The following is an 18,365-nucleotide window of genomic DNA, read 5'->3' as shown; positions in this document are numbered from 1 at the left end:
CTCCTGGGTCAGGAGAAGGTGTGCTCCGCCTGCGGGAACGACCCGCCGGCGACGTCCTCGGCGAACGCCGCGGCGGCGTCACCGAGCGTCTCGCGCATCCGGGCGTACTGCTTGGCGAAGCGCGGCATCCGGCCGGGGGTGAGCCCGGCCATGTCCGTCCACACCAGGACCTGCGCGTCGGTGTCCGGGCCGGCGCCGATGCCCACGGTGGGGATGTGCAGGGATCGGGTCACCTCGGCCGCCAGCTGCGCCGGGACCAGCTCCAGCACCACGGCGAAAGCCCCCGCGTCCTGGGCCGCCTTGGCGTCGCGCAGGAGGGTGTGGGCGTCCTCCTCGGACCGTCCCTGGACCCGGTAGCCCATGGCGTTGACGGACTGCGGTGTCAGCCCGAGGTGGGACATGACGGGAATGCCGGCGGAGACCAGCAACTCGGTCTGGGGCAGCGAGCGTTCGCCGCCCTCGAGTTTGACCGCCCCGACCCCCGCCTCCTTCACCAGCCGGGTCGCGTGGCGCAGCGCCTGCGCGGGGCCCTCCTGGTAGGAGCCGAACGGCAGGTCCCCGACCACCAGCGCCCGTTCGGTGCCGCGCACGACAGCGGCGGACAGCATGGCGACCTCGTCCATCGTCACGGGCACGGTCGTCTCGTACCCGAGGTGGCAGTTGCCCATCGAGTCGCCGACGAGGAGCACCGGGATGCCGGACTCGTCGAAGACGGAGGCGGTCATGGCGTCGTAGGCGGTGAGCATCGGCCACTTCTCGCCGCGTCGCTTGGCCGCCGCGAGGTCGCGGACGGTGACGCGACGGTTCCGCGAGCCGCCGTACAGCGACGTGGGCTCTTTCGGTGCTGACTGTGCAGACTGGGCAGGCGTCATCGCACTGGCTCCCGTGTGTCGTCGTCTCGAGGCGCCCTGACGGCGTCCCCGGATCCGCAACCCATGCTGGCACGGCCGCAGGACGGGGGAAAGCCCGAGGGAGCATGACGTCCCGCACGCGATGCCCCCGTCCCCGGGGCCGTCGCGGCGGAGAGCCGGGAACCCTGCGGACCGCCGGGCTCGTCCTCCCTCCGGAAAACGATCAACGGTCCGCGGCATCCCGTAGGGTCGCGGACAGGTGAAACGAGTGAGGAAGGTGCATGGGACCGGCGTTCTCGGCTCCGACAGGTGGGAGCGGGCGATGGAGCTCCCCGGGCCTCTGGCGTCGCGGCCTCGTGACGGCGGCCGCCGCCCTCGGGCTCGGGGCCGCTTTCCTGCTGCACTCCCGGGTGCCCAACGCAGTGGGGAACCTCGGATCGCTCTGGGAGACCTTCCTTCCCTGGGGCGGCCTGCTGATACCCGTGCTGCTCGCCACGGCGCTGCTGCGCAGGTCGGTGACCGCGCTCGTCGCCCTGCTGGTGCCCGCGTTCGCCTGGTGGAGCCTCTTCGGCGGTCTCCTCGGCGACAGGTCGGGAGCGGGTGGGGACCTGACGGTGGTCACGCACAACGTGAGCGCGGCCAATCCGGACCCGGCCGCGGCCGCCGCGGAGCTGGCGGACACCGGCGCGGACGTGATCGCACTGCAGGAGATCGCGGGCGACCGCATCCCCGTGTACGAGCGGGAGCTGTCGGACGCCTACCCGTACCACGCCGTCCAGGGCACCGTCGGCCTGTGGAGCACCGAACCGCTCCGGGACACCCGGCACGTCGAGATGGACGTCGGCTGGAAGCGGGCGCTGCGCAGCACCGTGAGGACCCCGAAGGGCGACGTCGCCGTGTACGTGGCGCACCTGCCGTCGGTGCGGGTGCAGTTCCGCTCCGGGTTCACCGCGGGGCAGCGTGACGACGCCGCCCGCCTGCTCGGGAGGGAGATCGCCGGCGACCCCGTGGGCCGTGTCGTGCTCCTCGGAGACCTCAACGGCACCATGAACGATCGAGCCCTGGCCCCGATCACCGCCCAGCTGCGCTCCACCCAGGGGGCGGCGGGCGACGGCATGGGGTTCAGCTGGCCCGCGTCCTTCCCGATGGCGCGCATCGACCAGATCATGACCAAGGGTCTGCATCCGGAGTCCTCCTGGACCCTGCCGAGTACGGGCAGCGACCACCTGCCCCTGGCTGCGTCCGTGCGGATCCCCTGAGCCCGGGAGGGCGCCCGGCGGCAGGTGCCGCGTGTGGCGGGCGACACCGCGGAAACACTGTGGTGGGATGATCGTGGTACCCGGTGTTGCCGGCGGCGCAGGAAGGGCTCTGAACAGCGAGGATGGGTGGCTATGGACAAGCAGCAGGAATTCGTGCTCCGCACGCTCGAGGAGCGTGACATCCGGTTCGTCCGCCTCTGGTTCACGGACGTCCTCGGCTTCCTGAAGTCCGTGGCGGTCGCCCCGGCGGAACTCGAGCAGGCTTTCGACGAGGGGATCGGGTTCGACGGTTCCGCCATCGAGGGCTTCGCACGCGTCTACGAGTCGGACATGATCGCCAAGCCCGATCCGGGGACCTTCCAGATCCTCCCGTGGCGCGCCGAGGCACCGGGCACGGCGCGCATGTTCTGCGACATCCTCATGCCGGACGGCTCCTCCTCGTACGCCGATCCGCGCTACGTGCTCAAGCGCACCCTGGCGAGGGCCTCGGACCTCGGCTTCACCTTCTACACCCACCCGGAGATCGAGTTCTTCCTCCTCAAGGACAAGCCCGTGGACGGCCGGCGGCCGGTCCCCGCGGACTCCTCCGGCTACTTCGACCACACGCCGCAGCACGTGGGGCACGACTTCCGCCGCCAGGCCATCACCATGCTCGAGAACATGGGCATCTCCGTGGAGTTCTCCCACCACGAAGGCGCGCCCGGCCAGCAGGAGATCGACCTCAGGTACGCGGACGCGCTGTCCACGGCCGACAACATCATGACCTTCCGCCTGGTCATGAAGCAGGTCGCGCTGGAGCAGGGCGTGCAGGCGACGTTCATGCCCAAGCCGTTCTCGGAGTACCCGGGCTCGGGCATGCACACCCACCTGTCGCTGTTCGAGGGCGACCGCAACGCCTTCTACGAATCCGGTGCGCCGTACCAACTGTCCAAGGTGGGCCGCTCGTTCATCGCCGGACTACTGCGTCACGCGGGTGACGTCTCCGCCGTGACGAACCAGTGGGTGAACTCGTACAAAAGGATCTGGGGCGGCGCGCAGCGCACCGCCGGCGAGGGCGGCGAATCCCCGTCGTACATCTGCTGGGGCCACAACAACCGGTCCGCACTGATCCGGGTGCCGATGTACAAGCCGGGGAAGACGGGGTCCACCCGCATCGAGGTGCGGTCGCTCGACTCCGGCGCCAACCCCTACCTGGCGTACGCGGTGCTCCTGGCAGCCGGACTCAAGGGCGTCGAGGAGGGGTACGACCTTCCCGAGGGTGCCGACGACGACGTCTGGGCGCTGTCGGACGCGGAGCGGCGCGCGATGGGCATCGAGCCGCTGCCGCAGAACCTCGGTGAGGCGATCGCCCTGATGGAACGCAGCGAACTCGTCGCGGAGACTCTCGGGGAGCACGTGTTCGACTTCTTCCTCCGCAACAAGAAGCAGGAGTGGGAGGAGTACCGGTCGGAGGTCACGGCCTTCGAGCTCCGCAAGTCCCTCCCGGTGCTGTAGCAGTGGGTCCCCGTGTCGTGAGAGGCCGGCCGGCGACGTTGCAGGACGGACGACGGAAGGGCGGAGTGCAGTGACGACGCAGGGCGGCCGGCGCGACACCCGGTTCGGACGACTGCTCCGGCGCGGGTTCACCGACCCGACGACCGCCGGGCGGTTCCTGGACGTACCGGAGATGGCTCCGGTACGCGACGACACGCTGTTCCTGGACGCACTGGCCGCCACGGCCGATCCCGACCAGGCGCTCCGCAGCCTGGTGCGGCTGGTGGAGAGGCTCGACGCGCACGGGGGCGACGGCAACGGCGCCCGCACACTGCTCGACACCCTCCTCACGGCCAAGCCGCTGCGCGACCGGCTGCTCGGCGTGCTCGGCGCGTCCGAGGCACTCGGCGACCACCTGACCGGGCACCCGCAGGAGTGGGAGGCACTCGTCACCTACGAGGCAGCCGACCTCCACCCCGGGCTGCCGGAGTTCGAGCAGGAGATGGCCGGGGTCACCGACCCGGACGGGCTGCGCGTCGCCTACCGGCGCTGCCTGCTGTCGGTGGCCGCACGCGACGTGTGCGGCACCACCGGACTCGCCGAGACCGCCGCGGAACTCGCCGACCTGGCCACCGCGACGCTCCGGGCGGCACTCGACATCGCCGCACGCGAGGAGCCCTCGGACGCGGCCGCCTGCCGCCTCGCCGTGATCGGCCTGGGCAAGTGCGGCGGCCGGGAGCTGAACTACGTCTCCGACGTCGACGTGGTGTTCGTGGCCGAGCCGGCCGACGGGAACGAGGACAAGGCGCTCCAGGCCGCCACCCGCCTGGCTTCCCGCATGATGCGCATCTGCTCCGACACCACCAACGAGGGCACCATCTGGCCCGTCGACGCCAACCTCCGCCCGGAGGGCCGCAACGGCCCGCTCGTCCGCACGCTCTCCAGCCACCTCGCCTACTACCAGCGCTGGGCCAAGACGTGGGAATTCCAGGCGCTCCTCAAGGCCCGGCCGGTGGCGGGGGACAGGGCGCTGGGCGAGGAATACTGCGAAGCCGTCGAGCCGATGGTCTGGCAGGCTGCCGACAGGGAGAACTTCGTGCCCGACGTGCAGCAGATGCGCCGCCGCGTGGAGGCCGCCATCCCTGCCGCGCATCTGGACCGGGAGCTCAAGCTGGGGCCGGGCGGCCTGCGGGACGTCGAGTTCGCCGTCCAGCTGCTCCAGCTCGTGCACGGCCGCTCGGACCGCAGCCTGCGCAGCTCCACCACGCTGGACGCCCTGGACGCGCTCGCCACCGGCGGATACGTCGGACGGCGGGACGCCGCCGCACTCGACGCCTCGTACCGGTTCCTGCGCACCATGGAGCACCGCATCCAGTTGCACCGGATGCGCCGCACGCACCTGATGCCCGAGGACGAGGCCGACCGGCGTCGGCTCGGCCGCTCGATGGGCTTCCGGACCGAGCCGGTCAGCGAACTCGACACGGCCTGGCGGCGACACGCGGCCTCCGTGCGGCGCCTGCACGAGAAGCTCTTCTACCGGCCGCTGCTGGACGCCGTGGCCCAGCTCGCGCCGGGCGAGATCCGGCTGTCCACCCGGGCCGCGACCCAGCGCCTGGAAGCCCTGGGATACGCCGACCCGGGCGCGGCGCTGCGGCATCTGGAGGCGCTGGCCAGCGGCGTGAGCAGAAAGGCCGCCATCCAGCGGACCCTGCTGCCGGTGCTGCTCGGCTGGTTCGCCGACTCCGCCGACCCCGACGCCGGACTCCTGGGATTCCGGCAGGTCTCCGACGCTCTGGGGCAGACCCCGTGGTACCTCAGGCTGCTGCGGGACGAGGGTGCTGCGGCCGAGAACCTGGCCCGGGTGCTCTCCGCGGGCCGCATGGCACCCGACCTCCTCATGCGGGCCCCGGAGGCGGTCGCGCTGCTCGCCTCCCCGGAACGCCTCGAACCCCGCGGCCGCGAGGCGCTGACGCAGGAGGTGCTCGCCGCCGTGAACCGGGCGGACGACCCCGAGCAGGCCGTCGCGGCAGCCCGCGGCGTGCGGCGGCGCGAGCTGTTCCGCACGGCCGCGGCCGACATCATCGGCGCCTACGGCACGGAGGAGGCGCCCGTGGTCGAGGACCGCGGGCAGGCCGTGGACCGGGTGGGCCTGGCGCTGTCCGACCTGAATGCCGCCACACTGGCGGGGGCCCTGCGCGCCGCCGTGCGCGCCCGCTGGGGGGACGAGCTCCCGACGCGCTTCGCCGTCATCGGCATGGGGCGCTTCGGCGGCAGGGAACTGGGCTACGGTTCGGACGCCGACGTGCTGTTCGTCCACGAGCCGCGGGAAGGAGTCGCGGACGAGGAGGCGTCCCAGGCGGCCTTCGCGGTGGCCAACGAGATGCGGCGGCTGCTGCAGCTCCCCTCCACCGACCCGCCCCTGCTGGTCGACGCCGACCTGCGGCCCGAGGGCAAGACCGGCCCGCTGGTGCGCTCACTCGCCTCCTACGCCACCTACTACCGGCGCTGGTCGCTGACCTGGGAGAGCCAGGCGCTGCTCCGCGCCGAGCCGGTGGCGGGCGATGCGGACCTCGGACGCCGGTTCATCGAGCTGGTCGATCCGCTGCGGTACCCGGAGGAAGGACTCGCGTCCGACGCGGAACGGGAGATCCGGCGACTCAAGGCCCGTATGGAGGCGGAGCGGCTGCCGCGCGGCGCCGACCCGACGACGCACACCAAGCTCGGCCGCGGTGGACTGTCCGACGTGGAGTGGACCGTGCAGTTGCTGCAGCTCCGTCATGCCGGCGAGCGGTCGGCGCTGCGCACCACCCGCACCCGGGAAGCACTGACCGCCGCCCGCGACGCCGGCCTGGTGGAGAGGGAGGACGCCGCGGTCCTCGACGAGGCCTGGCTGCTGGCCACCCGGGTGCGGAATGCGGGCATGCTGGTGCGCGGACGCCCCTCGGACACCTTCCCCTCCGACCCCCGGGAACTCGGTGCCGTCGGACGCTACCTGGGCTACGAGGGCGGCACCGGCGAGATGCTCGACGACTACCGGCGTGTCACACGCAGGGCCCGCGCCGTGATGGAGCGGCTGTTCTACGGCGAGTGAGCGCGGGTCGGTTCCGGGAGGGGAGCGGCTTCGCCACCGGGGCCCCGGCGACGCGGCGCGGCATGCTGTGGGGGGAGCCGCCGTACCAGGCGTAGGCGAGACCGTAGCCGAAGCCCAGGCACAATATGCCGCCGAGCGCGTCCAGCCAGAAGTGGTTGGCGGTTCCCACGATCACCGCCAGGGTCGCCACCGGGTACAGCGCGCCCAGCACCCGGGCCCACACGGGCCTCGCCAGCACGGCGATCGTGACCCCGCACCACACGGACCAGCCGATGTGCATCGAGGGCATCGCCGCGTACTGGTTGGACATGTCCGCCAGGTTGCCGGAGGCCATCGAGCCCCATGTCCCGTGCACCCGGACGGTGTCGATGAAACCGCCGTCCATGAGCCGCGGCGGGGCGAGGGGGAAGAGATAGTAGCCCACCAGGGCCACGCCCGTCGTGGCGAAGATGACGGTCCGGGTCGCCCCGTACCGGCCGGGATGCTTGCGGAAGAGCCACACCAGCACGCCGATCGTCACCACGAAGTGCAGGGTCGCGTAGTAGTAGTTCATGGAGACGATCAGCCACGTCACACCGTTCGCCGCGTGGTTGACGGTCCGCTCCACCGCGATGCCCAGCGCGTGCTCGGCCTGCCACACCCAGTCTGCGTGGCGCAGGGCGGCAGCTCGCTGCTCGGGCACCGCGTTGCGGATGAGGGAGTACGTGAAGTAGCTGACCGCGATGAGCGCGATCTCGAACCAGAACCGGGGACTTCGGGGGGCGCGTTGCCGACGGACGGATCCCTGCTTCTCCTCGGGCGGACCGGTGGTGCGTCTGTCACCGGTGGACGTCGTTGCGGCCGACGGGCCGAGGTCATTGATCTTTGTTGACGGTGCCCCCATGCAACGACAGTCTGCCAGAAACGCCCCCTTCGTCGATCATCCCCCGGGCGGGTCGTCGTGCCTTTCGCTCCTGCCCGAGGAGGAGGGCGCCGCCGCGGTCGAGCCGCGTACCACCAGTTCGGGAAGGAAGACGAACTCGCTGTGGGGCGCCGGCGTCCCCTCGATCTCCTCCAGCAGCGCACGCACCGCGGCCTGGCCCATCGCCTGGACGGGTTGCCTGACGGTGGTCAGCGGCGGGTCGGTGAAGGCGATGAGCGGAGAGTCGTCGAAGCCGATCACCGAAACGTCCGTGGGAACCCGGGCGCCGCGTTCCCGCGCGGCCCGGATGGCGCCGAGCGCCATCATGTCGCCTGCGCACACCACCGCGGTGCAGCCGCGGTCGAGCAGTGCCGAAGCTGCGGCCTGGCCGCCCTCCACGGTGAACAACGAGTGCTCCACGAGGCGCTCGGCGTCCCCGCTCGACAGCCCGATCCGTTCCTCGACCGCGCGGAGAAAGCCCTCCGTCTTCCGCTGCACCGGGACGAACCGCCGAGGACCGAGTGCCAGCCCGATCGAGCGATGCCCCAGCGACGTCAGGTGGGTGACGGCGAGTCGCATCGCCGCCCGGTCGTCGGGGGAGACGAACGGGGCCCGCACCTCGGGGCAGAAACCGTTGATGAGGACGAACGGCACGCCCTGGCCGCGCAGCCGCTCGTACCGCTGCGGGTCGGCCGAGGTGTCGGCATGCAGCCCCGAGACGAACACGATGCCGGCGACGCCGCGTTCCACGAGCATCTCCGTGAGCTCGTCCTCGGTGGAGCCGCCCGGAGTCTGGGTGGCGAGGACCGGGGTGTACCCCTGACGTGTCAGAGCCTGTGCGATCACCTGCGCGAAGGCGGGGAAGATCGGGTTCTCCAGTTCGGGCGTGATCAGCCCCACCAGCCCGGCGCTGCGCTGCCGGAGCCGGACCGGTCGCTCGTAGCCGAGCACGTCGAGGGCGGCGAGGACGGTCTCGCGGGTGGCGGAGGACACGCCCGGCCTGCCGTTGAGCACCCGGCTGACCGTAGCCTCGCTGACACCCGCATGGGCTGCGATGTCGGCGAGGCGTGCGGTCACGCGTCCGCACTCTACCGGCCGTGCCGCACCCTGCCCAGGAGGCTCCCGGAGCGCCGCAGGTCTCCGGCGCATCACGACTTGCGGAAAAGTGTCGCAAACTCTTTCGCAAGGACTTGCACGCTGTTACGTTCCTCCGCAGCCGGCGGCCGCTGCAGGCGGCCGGGACATCCATGCAGGGAGGAACGACATGCGGCGTGGCATAGGGGCCACTGCGCTGGTCGCGGTGCTCGCGCTTGCGGCAACGGCTTGCGGCGGGAGCGACAGCGACGACACGAAGGGTGCGGACGGGGAGATCTCCGGCACCGTCACCTACTGGGACACCTCCAACGATGCCGAGAAGGGCGTCTACAAGAAGATCGCCGAGGACTTCGAGAAGAAGCACCCGAAGGTGGATGTGGAGTACGTCCACGTCAACTTCGGTGACGCCAACGCCAAGTTCAAGAACGCGGCCGGCAGCAACTCCGGCGGTGCCCCCGACGTGATGCGCACCGAGGTCGCCTGGGTCGCCGACTTCGCCAATCTCGGCTACCTCGCGCCGCTCGACGACACCCCGGCCCTGAAGGACACCGGCGACTACCTCGATGCCCCGGTCGGCAGCACCCGGTTCGAGGGGAAGACCTACGCGGTGCCGCAGGTCACCGACACCCTCGGCCTCTTCTACAACGAGAAGCTCCTCGACGAGGCCGGCGTCGAGGTGCCGACGACCTTCGACGAGTTGAAGAAGGCCTCCCTGACCGTCCGGCGGAAGACCGACGCCGAGGGGTTCTACCTGCGCGGCGACGACCCGTACTGGTTCCTGCCCTACCTCTACGGCGAGGGCGGCGACATGGTCGACGCCGAGAACAAGAAGATCACCGTCGACGACGGCGGCGCCGCCCGTGCCTTCGCCACGATGAAGGACCTGCTGGACTCCGGGGCCGCGATCAGCGATGCCACCGGCGGCCAGGACAACGGCCTGAAGAGCTTCCAGGACGGCGACGTCGCCATGATGATCGACGGTCCCTGGGACATCGCGGGTGCCCTTGAGGGGAAGGCGTTCTCCGACCCCGGCAACCTCGGTGTGGCCGCGGTCCCCGGCAACGGTGAGACGCAGGGAGCGCCGCAGGGCGGCTGGAACCTCTCCGTCTACGCCGGCTCCGAGAACCTCGACGCGTCCTACGCCTTCGCCGCCTACATGAGCTCGGCCGAGGTCCAGCAGCGCACCACCGAGGAGCTCAGCCTGCTCCCCACCCGTGTGTCGGTCTACCAGGAGCCGTCCGTCCAGAAGGACGAGATGGTCCAGTTCTTCAAGCCGGCCGTGGACAAGGCCCATCAGCGTCCGTGGATCCCCGAGGCCAACTCGCTCTTCGAGCCCATCCGCGTCCAGATGAACAAGGTGCTCTTCGGTGACACCGCACCGAAGGCCGCAGGACAGAAGATCGGCGACGAGTACGCCGAACTGCTCGAGGACTACAAGTAGAGGCTGAACCACTCATGGCTGTGGAAACCGGCCGGTCGGTGGTGAAGGTCGCGGGCGGAGAGGACTCCGCCCGCGACCGCAGCCGCGGGACCGGGACGAACAACCCCGGGAGCGCCCCCGGGCCGCTGCGCCGTGCCGCGGCACGGCACTGGTACGCCTGGGCCATGATTGCGCCGGTGGTCACCGTCATCACGGTGATCATCGGCTACCCGCTGGCCCGGGGCCTGTACCTGTCGCTCACCAACGCCGACGACGCCAATGTGGAGCGCCATATCGGTGTCAACACCATTCCGGCCACCTACGAGTTCGTCGGCCTGGACAACTACGCCGACATCCTGTCCGGCAGTGTCTTCTGGGACCGCCTCGGCTGGACCCTGGTGTGGACCGTCGGGTGCGTCGGCGTCACCTTCCTGCTGGGCCTGACCCTCGCCAACCTGCTGAACCGGAAGGTGAGGGGCCGCACCTTCTACCGCATCGCCATGATCGTCCCCTGGGGCGTGCCGGCCTTCGTGTCGGTCTTCGCCTGGCGCATGCTCTACAACGAGAGGTACGGCATCCTCAACCGGATCCTGCAGGGCGGAGGCGTCGACGCCCTGCCCTGGCTGTCGGATCCGACCTGGGCCAAGCTGTCCGTCATCGCCGTCAACGTCTGGCTCGGCGTGCCCTTCATGATCGTCGCCATGCTGGGCGCGCTCCAGTCCATTCCCGGCGAGCTGTACGAGGCGGCCGAGATGGACGGCGCCAACGCCTGGCAGCGCTTCACCCACATCACGCTCCCCGGCGTACGCTCCGTCAGCACCACCGTCGTGCTGCTCAGCACCATCTGGACCTTCAACATGTTCCCCGTGATCTTCCTCCTCACGAGGGGCGGCCCGGGCGACTCGACCGAGATCCTGGTGACCTACGCCTACCGGCTCTCCTTCATGAACAGCCCGCGCGACTTCGCGACCTCCGCGGCCTGGGGCGTCCTCATCCTCCTGCTGCTCTCGCTGTTCACCGTCCTCTACCGCCGTACGCTCCGCAGGCAGGGAGAGGTGTGGTGAGCATGCGCACCCACAACAGGAGCCCGCTCGCCTCCGTCGGCCTGCACGCCGCGCTGCTGCTGGGCACCGTGATCGCCCTGTTCCCCCCGCTCTGGCTGCTGGTGACGTCCTTCAAACCGAAGAGCGCCGCCTTCACCACCGCGCTGGTGGAGGACTTCACCCTCGAGAACTACCGGCACGTGATCGCCGGGACCCACTTCCTCGACTGGTTCGGCAACTCGCTGCTCGTCGTCCTCGGCACGACGCTCATCGGCGTGCTCATCGCCTCCACCACCGGCTACGCCCTGAGCCGCTTCCGCTTCCCCGGCCTGCGGCCGCTGATGTGGACGCTGCTCATCACGCAGATGTTCCCCATGGCGGTGCTCATCGTGCCGCTCTACAACACTCTCGGGAACCTCGGGCTGCTCAACCAGCCGGTCGGCCTGGTCATCACCTACCTGACCATCGCCGTACCGTTCTGCGCGTGGATGATGAAGGGCTTCTTCGACACCGTGCCGACGTCGATCGACGAGTCGGGCAGGGTCGACGGCCTCTCACCGTTCGGCACGTTCTGGCGCCTCATCATGCCGCTGGCCAAGCCCGGCCTCGCGGTCACCGGCTTCTACACCTTCGTCACCGCCTGGGCCGAGGTCGCCTACGCGACGGCCTTCATGACCGGCGAGGAGAACATGACGCTGGCCGGCGGCCTGCAGACCTTCGTCAACCAGTACGGCTCCGACTGGGGTTCGATGACCGCCGCCGCCGTCGTGATCGCCGTGCCCGCAGCGCTGGTCTTCGGCTTCGCGCAGCGCTACCTCGTCTCGGGGATGACCGCCGGAGCGGTGAAGTCCTGAACCCCCCCGCTCCGCCCCCGGACCACGCTTTCGAACCCAGGGAAGACATGACCCAGCTTTCACCGGCCACGACGACCACCCCCACCGGCGGTGCGCCCGGCGCCGAGACCGGCTGGTGGCGCGACGCCGTCATCTACCAGGTGTACCCGCGCTCCTTCGCCGACGGGAACGGCGACGGCATGGGGGACCTCGCCGGCATACGGCAGCGCCTGCCCTACCTTGCGGAGCTCGGCGTCGACGCCGTCTGGCTCAGCCCCTTCTACGCCTCGCCGCAGGCCGACGCCGGGTACGACGTCTCCGACTACCGCGTCATCGACCCCATGTTCGGCGAACTGGCCGATGCCGAGACGCTCATCCGCGACGCCCACGGTCTCGGTCTGCGCGTCATCGTCGACCTGGTGCCCAACCACTCCTCCGACCAGCACGCATGGTTCCGGCGGGCCCTGTGCGAGGGGCCCGGCTCGCCGCTGCGCGACCGCTACCACTTCCGCCCCGGCAAGGGCGCCCACGGCGAGGAACCCCCGAACGACTGGGAGTCCGTCTTCGGCGGCCCCGCCTGGACCCGCACCAGCAACCCCGACGGCACGCCCGGCGAGTGGTACCTCCACCTGTTCGCCCCCGAACAGCCCGACTTCAACTGGGAGTGCCCGGCCGTCCGGGACGAGTTCCGCACCGTGCTCCGCTTCTGGCTCGACATGGGCGTGGACGGCTTCCGCATCGACGTGGCGCACGGCATGGTCAAGGCCGAGGGCCTGCCCGACATGGGCCGCGGCGGGCAGCTCGAACTCCTCGGCAGCCAGGTGCTCCCGTTCTTCGACCAGGACGGCGTGCACGAGATCTACCGCGACTGGCGGGCGATTCTCGAGGAGTACGGCGGCGACCGCATCGGCGTCGCCGAGGCCTGGACGCCCAGCGCCGACCGCACCGCGCTCTACCTGCGTCCCGACGAGCTCCACCAGGCGTTCAACTTCCACTACCTGGGCGCCGACTGGGACGCGGGGCAACTGCGCCGCGTCATCGACGAGTCCCTGGACGCCATGCGACCCGTCGGCGCCGCGACCACCTGGGTGCTCTCCAACCACGACGTGGTGCGGCACCGCACCCGGCTGGGCGGCGGACTCGACCGCGCACACGCCGCGACCCTGCTGATGCTCGCGCTGCCCGGATCGGCGTACGTCTACCAGGGCGAGGAGCTCGGACTGCCCGAGGTGGAGGACCTGCCGGACGAGGTGCGGCAGGACCCTTCCTTCTTCAAGGCCGACGGCCAGAAGGGCCTCCGCGACGGCTGCCGTGTGCCGTTGCCGTGGACCGCGGGAGGCGCGTCGTACGGCTTCGGCGGGGGCGGCGCCTGGCTCCCGCAGCCGCGGGGCTGGGCGGACCTGAGCGTCGAGGCGCAGACCGGCGACCCGGAGTCGACGCTGGAGCTGTACCGCCGCGCCCTGCGGGTGCGGCACGACCACCCCGACCTGGGCGCGGGCGACGCCGTGCAGTGGCTGCCCGCTCCGGAGGGGGTGCTGGCGTTCCGGCGGGGCAGCTTCGTGTGCACCGCGAACACCACCGAGGACGCGGTGGACCTGCCCGCCGCGCCGGGGCGAGCCCTGCTCTCCAGCAGGACCACCGAGTCCGCCGGCACCCTGCTGCCGGGGGACACCACCGTCTGGTGGACGACCTCGTGACCACGCTCCCGACGGCCCGCCTCGCGGACCTGGCCGTGCAGGCGAACGTCAGCGAGGCCACTGTCAGCCGCGTGCTCAACGGCAAGTCCGGCGTCGCGGCGGCCACCCGGCAGCGGGTGCTGGCCGCGCTGGACGTCCTCGGCTACGAACGACCGGTACGGCTGCGCCGACGCAGCGCCGGGCTGGTCGGGTTGGTGATCCCGGAACTCACCAACCCGATCTTCCCCGCCTTCGCCCAGGTCATCGAGCAGGCACTCAGCGGCTACGGCTACACGCCGGTCCTGGGCACCCAGATGCCCGGCGGAGTGACGGAGGACGAACTGGTCGACCAACTGGTCGAGCGCGGAGTGTCCGGCATCATCTTCCTCTCCGGGCTGCACGCCGACCTCTCCGCAGATCCCGAACGCTACGCCCGGCTCACCGGCCGTGGCGTGCCGCACGTCCTGATCAACGGGTACAACGAGCGGGTGAGCGCCCCCTTCGTCTCGCCGGACGACCGGGCCGCCGCGCGCATGGCCGTGCAGCACCTCGCCGAGCTGGGGCACCGGCGCGTGGGCCTCGCGGTGGGCCCGGCCCGGTTCGTCCCCTCGCTGCGCAAGACGGAGGGGTTCACCCGGGCCGTCGCCGGGGCCGACGGAGTGGAAGGGCACGTCCAGCACACCCTGTTCACCGTCGAGGGGGGACACGCGGCGGCCGGTGCGCTGCTCGACCAGGGGTGCACGGGCATCGTCTGCGGCAGCGACCTGATGGCGCTGGGCGTGGTACGGGCGGCGCGGCAGCGCGGGCTGCAGGTGCCCCGCGAGGTTTCGGTCGTCGGCTACGACGACTCCCGACTCAACGCCTTCACCGATCCGCCGCTCACCACTGTCCGCCAGCCGGTGCGGTCCATGGCCAACGCCGCCGTCCACACCCTGCTGGAGGAGATCGGCGGCAATCCGGTGCAGCGCACCGAGTTCGTCTTCCAGCCCGAGCTCGTGGTCCGCGGCTCCACCGGTGCGGCTCCGGCCGTCTGACATTTCGGCGTCGGAGCGGAGGGCGTGCCGCGGTCCGGTGTGCCGCGGGCCCGCCGTCAGCGGAGCGCGCCGAGCAACACCTCCTCGCGAGGGGCGCTGAGGCCGGCACGCCGGATCCGGTCGAGGCCCTCCGTGCGCTCCCAGGCCAGGGTGTCGCGGAGCAGCTCCGCACGGGGCCGGTGGTGGAGACCGGCGGCGCGGGCCGCAGCCCCGGACCGGGCGGACCACCCCTCCCAGCCCGGCTTCACCAGCCACATCGGCAGGGACTCGTGGCCCATGTACTGCGCCACGCCCTGTTCCAGGAGCCACTGCGAGGGTGCGGCGACCACAGGACCGGTGTGACCGCCCACCGCACGGGAGAGGGCGATCCAGTCCTGGAAGGCGAGCGTGGGGCCCACGGCGTCGTAGGTGCCGGTGAGCGAACCCTCCGCCGCGTCGATCAGCCACGTCACGAGATCCCGCACGTCGACGGTCTGGGTCGGCGCGGCGGGTGTGCCGGGCACCAGCAACGGTTCTTCGGGTGCGCGGGCGGCGCGGGCGACCCAGTAGCCGGAACGGCCGCTGCCGTCCCCGGGGCCGCCGATGAGGCCCGCACGGGCGACGAGGAGACGGCCGTTCACGGCAGCGCGGGACGCGTCCTCGCAAGCCACCTTCGCGCCGCCGTACGAGGACCGGTCCACCGTCGGGAGATCGGTCGGCGGCAGCAGGGCGGCCGACTCGTCGGCCTCGGGGGCCGCGTGCGCAGCGTAGGCGTTGATCGAGGAGAGGTAGGTCCAGTGCCGGGCCCGGGTGCCGAGTGCCTCGAGCGCCTCCCGCACGAAGCCCGGTTGCCACGACACCTCGATGACGGCGTCCCATTCCCGACGGCGCACCGGTTCGTAGGCCGCCGGGGCGCTGCGGTCCGCGACGATCAGTTCCGCGCCGTCGGCGACGGTGCCGCTCTCGCCACGGGCGAGGCACGTCACGCGGTGGCCGCGGGCAAGCGCCTGCCGCGACACCTCGCGCCCCACCCAGGCTGTTCCACCGAGAACCAGGACGTCCATGGCCGAATTCGAGCAGGAGCACCTGCCCGTGCGTGGACGCTTCGCGGAGAGCGGAACGCGGGCGGGCACGGGCAGCCGATGAACGGCATGGTCGCGACGGGCGCCCGTGCGCAAGGACTTCCGCAACTTTCAGCAAGCTGTTACGTTCTCGTTCCGTCCGGCCCGGTCGGCCGGGGCTCCTCGTCGGGGTCCACGCGCTCGGCCGGCCGGGCCGGGTCGACGAACGTCGCCCCGGCAACGGCCTCACGGGCTGTGGCGCGTGGTCCGAGGCCCCACCCGCATCCGCTTCCTCTCCAGGAGCCAACGTGGCCAGAAAACGGACTTTCGCGGCGCTGACGACGGCCGCCGCGACCCTCGCCGGCATGCTGACCCTCGCGCCCGCGCCTGCGGCACAGGCCTCACCCCCGGGTGCCGAGGACGTCACCGCCGTCCTCTTCGAGTGGGACTTCGACTCGATCGCCCATGAGTGCACCGACACCCTCGGCCCTGCCGGCTACGGCTTCGTGCAGGTCTCGCCGCCGCAGGAACACATCCGGGGCAGCCAGTGGTGGACCTCCTACCAGCCGGTCAGCTACCGGATCGCCGGACGGCTGGGCGACCGCGCACAGTTCGCGAACATGGTGGACGCCTGCCACGGCGCGGGCGTGAAGGTCGTCGTCGATTCCGTCGTCAACCACATGACCGCCGGTTCCGGCACCGGCACCGGCGGCTCGTCGTACACGCACTACGACTATCCCGGTACCTATTCCGGGGCCGACATGGACGACTGCCGGTCCGACATCTCCGACTACACCGACCGCTGGCAGGTGCAGCACTGCGAACTGCTGGGCCTCGCCGATCTGGACACGGGGGAGTCCTACGTCCGGGACCGCATCGCCGCCTACCTGAACGACCTGCTCTCGCTCGGCGTCGACGGCTTCCGCATCGATGCTGCCAAGCACATACCGGCCGGTGATCTGTCGCAGATCAAGGCCCGGCTGAGCGACCCGAACGCCTACCTGAAGCAGGAGGTGATCAGGGCGGCCGGCGAGCCCATCACCCCGGAGGAGTACACCGGCGTCGGCGATGTCCAGGAGTTCCAGTACGCCAGGGACCTCAAGCGCGTCTTCGAGAACGAGAAGCTCGCCTACCTGAACAACTTCGGCGAGGACTGGGGCTACCTGCCCGACGGCTCGGCAGGGGTGTTCGTGGACAACCACGACACCGAGCGCAACGGTGAGACCCTGAACTACCGGAGCGGGGCGAACTACACCCTGGCCAACGTGTTCATGCTCTCCTGGCCCTACGGCGCACCCGACATCAACTCCGGCTACGAGTGGTCCGACAAGGACGCCGGACCTCCCAACGGCGGCCGCGTGGACGCCTGCTGGCAGGACGGCTGGAAGTGCCAGCACGCCTGGCCGGAGATCGAGTCCATGGTGGCCTTCCGCAACACCACCCGGGGTGAGCCGGTGACCGGCTGGTGGGACAACGGCAACGACCTGATCGCCTTCGGGCGCGGCAGCAAGGGCTATGTGGTGATCAACCACGAGAGTTCCTCGGTGAGCCGGTCCTACGACACCGCGCTCCCCGGGGGCACGTACTGCGACGTGCAGAGCGGTACGACGGTGACGGTCGACGGCGACGGGTGGTTCACCGCAACCCTCGGCCCGAACACCGCGCTGGCCCTGCACACCGGCGCCCGCAGCTGCTGAGGCAGGTCCGCCCGTTCCCGGACCGCCCGGCGATGCACGTCCTCGCCGGGCGGTCGGCGCACTTCCGCTCCGCCTTCCGGCCCGCCTTCCGGTCCGCGTGAGGGCCCGCCCGTGGTCGGTACGCGGCGGAGGTCAGGTGCGCGGCATCCCGAGGGGGTGCGGCAGCAGGGCGAGCAGCCCGGAGACGAGATCGCCGAGCGGCCCGTCGTGGGGCTCGCTGTCGACGATGCCGCGGACCACCTCGGCCGTCTCCTCGTCGTGCACCGCGGTCACCGCCGCCAGTGCCATGAATTCGTGCACCAGTTGGGTCTCCAGCGCCCGGCGCGGCAGCGAGCGTTCCTCCAGCCAGGCCAGCGCCGTCGTCTCGGCCAGCCCCACCCAGGAACGCACCACCAGCCGCAGTTGCGGGCCCGGTGCGTCGGCGGCGAGCTGGGCCAGGACCTCGTCCTGGGCGGTCTGCCGCACCTCGTCGATCACCGCGCCTGCCTGCGGCGAGCCCACGGTGGAGCCGCCGCGGAGAAGGGCGGAGAAACCCGGCCCGTGGTCGGCGACGAAGTCGAAGTAGCGGTGCATCACCCGCAGCAGACGCCTGCTCAGCGGTCCTTCCCGCGGCTCGACGAAGCGGGAGGCGAGCTCCCGGGCCGCGATGCTGACGGCCGCTTCGTACAGGCTCTGCTTCCCCGGGAAGTAGTGGTAGACCAGCGGGCGGGAGATCCCGGCGGCGCTCGCGATGTCGTCGATGGAGACATCGTCCGGAGGGTTGCGGCTGAACAACTCCAGTGCCACCGCCGTCAGCTGTCTTCGTCGTTCCTCGACGCCCATTCTTCGGCGGGCACGGGTGGTCGGGGGAGTGGTCATGCCCCTCAGCCTAGGCGGCGCCCCTCCGGTTGACTGATGTTCCGTCAGGCCGCCCGGCGCCCGCGGAGCCCGCAGGGGAGTGCCGCACCGGCCC

General features: G+C 71.2%; 14 protein-coding genes. 9 read left to right on the top strand and 5 right to left on the bottom strand.

Annotated elements, in window-relative coordinates; translation table 11 throughout:
- Nucleotides 1–8 precede the first annotated feature (8 nt).
- The gene (panB, locus tag ACL06G_RS10745) at nt 9–872 is read right to left on the bottom strand and encodes a 3-methyl-2-oxobutanoate hydroxymethyltransferase (protein ID WP_412835778.1); all 864 of its coding nucleotides are present in this window, start codon (nt 870–872) and stop codon (nt 9–11) included.
- Between the two features lie 260 nt (nt 873–1,132).
- Between panB and ACL06G_RS10740 the strand changes: the two genes are divergently transcribed.
- The 3 genes from ACL06G_RS10740 to ACL06G_RS10730 all read left to right on the top strand — a co-directional run bounded on the left by ACL06G_RS10740 (nt 1,133) and on the right by ACL06G_RS10730 (nt 6,674).
- The gene (locus ACL06G_RS10740) at nt 1,133–2,110 is read left to right on the top strand and encodes an endonuclease/exonuclease/phosphatase family protein (RefSeq protein ID WP_412785714.1); all 978 of its coding nucleotides are present in this window, start codon (nt 1,133–1,135) and stop codon (nt 2,108–2,110) included.
- 132 nt (nt 2,111–2,242) lie between these two features.
- Nucleotides 2,243–3,604: a gamma-glutamylpolyamine synthetase GlnA2 gene (gene glnA2 / locus ACL06G_RS10735; protein ID WP_412785715.1), complete on the top strand. Its 1,362-nt coding sequence runs from the start codon at nt 2,243–2,245 to the stop codon at nt 3,602–3,604.
- A gap of 70 nt (nt 3,605–3,674) precedes the next feature.
- A complete protein-coding gene (locus ACL06G_RS10730) occupies nt 3,675–6,674 on the top strand; it encodes a bifunctional [glutamine synthetase] adenylyltransferase/[glutamine synthetase]-adenylyl-L-tyrosine phosphorylase (RefSeq protein WP_412785716.1) in 3,000 nt (999 codons plus the stop codon).
- Here ACL06G_RS10730 and ACL06G_RS10725 read toward each other — a convergent pair.
- The gene (locus tag ACL06G_RS10725; RefSeq protein WP_412785717.1) at nt 6,625–7,557 is read right to left on the bottom strand and encodes a phosphatase PAP2 family protein; all 933 of its coding nucleotides are present in this window, start codon (nt 7,555–7,557) and stop codon (nt 6,625–6,627) included. The two genes, ACL06G_RS10730 and ACL06G_RS10725, sit on opposite strands and share 50 nt — an antisense overlap.
- 36 nt (nt 7,558–7,593) lie before the next feature.
- Entirely contained in the window at nt 7,594–8,652 is a 1,059-nt protein-coding gene (locus ACL06G_RS10720) for a LacI family DNA-binding transcriptional regulator (protein WP_412835777.1), read from the bottom strand.
- A gap of 187 nt (nt 8,653–8,839) precedes the next feature.
- Between ACL06G_RS10720 and ACL06G_RS10715 the strand changes: the two genes are divergently transcribed.
- Genes ACL06G_RS10715 through ACL06G_RS10695 form a run of 5 tightly spaced genes read left to right on the top strand, consistent with a single transcriptional unit; the run spans nt 8,840 to nt 14,676 of the window.
- Nucleotides 8,840–10,111 (top strand): extracellular solute-binding protein, encoded by a 1,272-nt coding sequence (locus ACL06G_RS10715; RefSeq protein ID WP_412835776.1) that lies wholly within the window; start codon nt 8,840–8,842, stop codon nt 10,109–10,111.
- Nucleotides 10,112–10,125: 14 nt separating this feature from the next.
- Nucleotides 10,126–11,154 (top strand): carbohydrate ABC transporter permease, encoded by a 1,029-nt coding sequence (locus tag ACL06G_RS10710; RefSeq protein ID WP_412785720.1) that lies wholly within the window; start codon nt 10,126–10,128, stop codon nt 11,152–11,154.
- Between the two features lie 2 nt (nt 11,155–11,156).
- Nucleotides 11,157–11,987: a sugar ABC transporter permease gene (locus ACL06G_RS10705; protein ID WP_412835775.1), complete on the top strand. Its 831-nt coding sequence runs from the start codon at nt 11,157–11,159 to the stop codon at nt 11,985–11,987.
- 47 nt (nt 11,988–12,034) lie between these two features.
- The gene (locus ACL06G_RS10700; protein WP_412835774.1) at nt 12,035–13,663 is read left to right on the top strand and encodes a glycoside hydrolase family 13 protein; all 1,629 of its coding nucleotides are present in this window, start codon (nt 12,035–12,037) and stop codon (nt 13,661–13,663) included.
- Nucleotides 13,648–14,676 carry a LacI family DNA-binding transcriptional regulator gene (locus ACL06G_RS10695; RefSeq protein WP_412785723.1) on the top strand — a complete coding sequence of 343 codons (1,029 nt, stop codon included), beginning with the start codon at nt 13,648–13,650 and terminating at the stop codon, nt 14,674–14,676. Before ACL06G_RS10700 ends, ACL06G_RS10695 begins: the two co-directional genes overlap by 16 nt.
- Before the next feature lie 56 nt (nt 14,677–14,732).
- Here ACL06G_RS10695 and ACL06G_RS10690 read toward each other — a convergent pair whose 3' ends face one another.
- Nucleotides 14,733–15,719, bottom strand: coding sequence for an NAD-dependent epimerase/dehydratase family protein (locus tag ACL06G_RS10690; protein WP_412785724.1), 987 nt, complete (start codon nt 15,717–15,719; stop codon nt 14,733–14,735).
- A gap of 362 nt (nt 15,720–16,081) precedes the next feature.
- On the opposite strand from ACL06G_RS10690, the gene ACL06G_RS10685 reads away from it, so the two are divergent.
- Nucleotides 16,082–17,413 carry an alpha-amylase gene (locus ACL06G_RS10685; protein ID WP_412785838.1) on the top strand — a complete coding sequence of 444 codons (1,332 nt, stop codon included), beginning with the start codon at nt 16,082–16,084 and terminating at the stop codon, nt 17,411–17,413.
- Between the two features lie 132 nt (nt 17,414–17,545).
- Here the strand turns inward: ACL06G_RS10685 and ACL06G_RS10680 are convergent, their stop codons facing one another.
- Entirely contained in the window at nt 17,546–18,271 is a 726-nt protein-coding gene (locus tag ACL06G_RS10680; protein WP_412835773.1) for a TetR/AcrR family transcriptional regulator, read from the bottom strand.
- Nucleotides 18,272–18,365 lie beyond the last annotated feature (94 nt).

The sequence above is a fragment of the Streptomyces callyspongiae genome, from assembly GCF_047200695.1.
Classification (GTDB): Bacteria; Actinomycetota; Actinomycetes; order Streptomycetales; family Streptomycetaceae; genus Streptomyces.
Note: the sequence above shows the minus strand (reverse complement) of the source record. Positions and strands in the feature narration are given on the sequence as shown.

Coding starts and splice junctions, on each gene's coding strand:
- ACL06G_RS10690 (WP_412785724.1), bottom strand. CDS start 15,719: ATGGACGTCCTGGTTCTCGGTGGAACAGCCTGGGTGGGGCGCGAGGTG.
- ACL06G_RS10705 (WP_412835775.1), top strand. CDS start 11,157: ATGCGCACCCACAACAGGAGCCCGCTCGCCTCCGTCGGCCTGCACGCC.
- ACL06G_RS10725 (WP_412785717.1), bottom strand. CDS start 7,557: ATGGGGGCACCGTCAACAAAGATCAATGACCTCGGCCCGTCGGCCGCA.
- ACL06G_RS10740 (WP_412785714.1), top strand. CDS start 1,133: ATGGGACCGGCGTTCTCGGCTCCGACAGGTGGGAGCGGGCGATGGAGC.
- ACL06G_RS10700 (WP_412835774.1), top strand. CDS start 12,035: ATGACCCAGCTTTCACCGGCCACGACGACCACCCCCACCGGCGGTGCG.
- ACL06G_RS10710 (WP_412785720.1), top strand. CDS start 10,126: ATGGCTGTGGAAACCGGCCGGTCGGTGGTGAAGGTCGCGGGCGGAGAG.
- ACL06G_RS10715 (WP_412835776.1), top strand. CDS start 8,840: ATGCGGCGTGGCATAGGGGCCACTGCGCTGGTCGCGGTGCTCGCGCTT.
- ACL06G_RS10685 (WP_412785838.1), top strand. CDS start 16,082: ATGCTGACCCTCGCGCCCGCGCCTGCGGCACAGGCCTCACCCCCGGGT.
- panB (WP_412835778.1), bottom strand. CDS start 872: ATGACGCCTGCCCAGTCTGCACAGTCAGCACCGAAAGAGCCCACGTCG.
- glnA2 (WP_412785715.1), top strand. CDS start 2,243: ATGGACAAGCAGCAGGAATTCGTGCTCCGCACGCTCGAGGAGCGTGAC.
- ACL06G_RS10680 (WP_412835773.1), bottom strand. CDS start 18,271: ATGACCACTCCCCCGACCACCCGTGCCCGCCGAAGAATGGGCGTCGAG.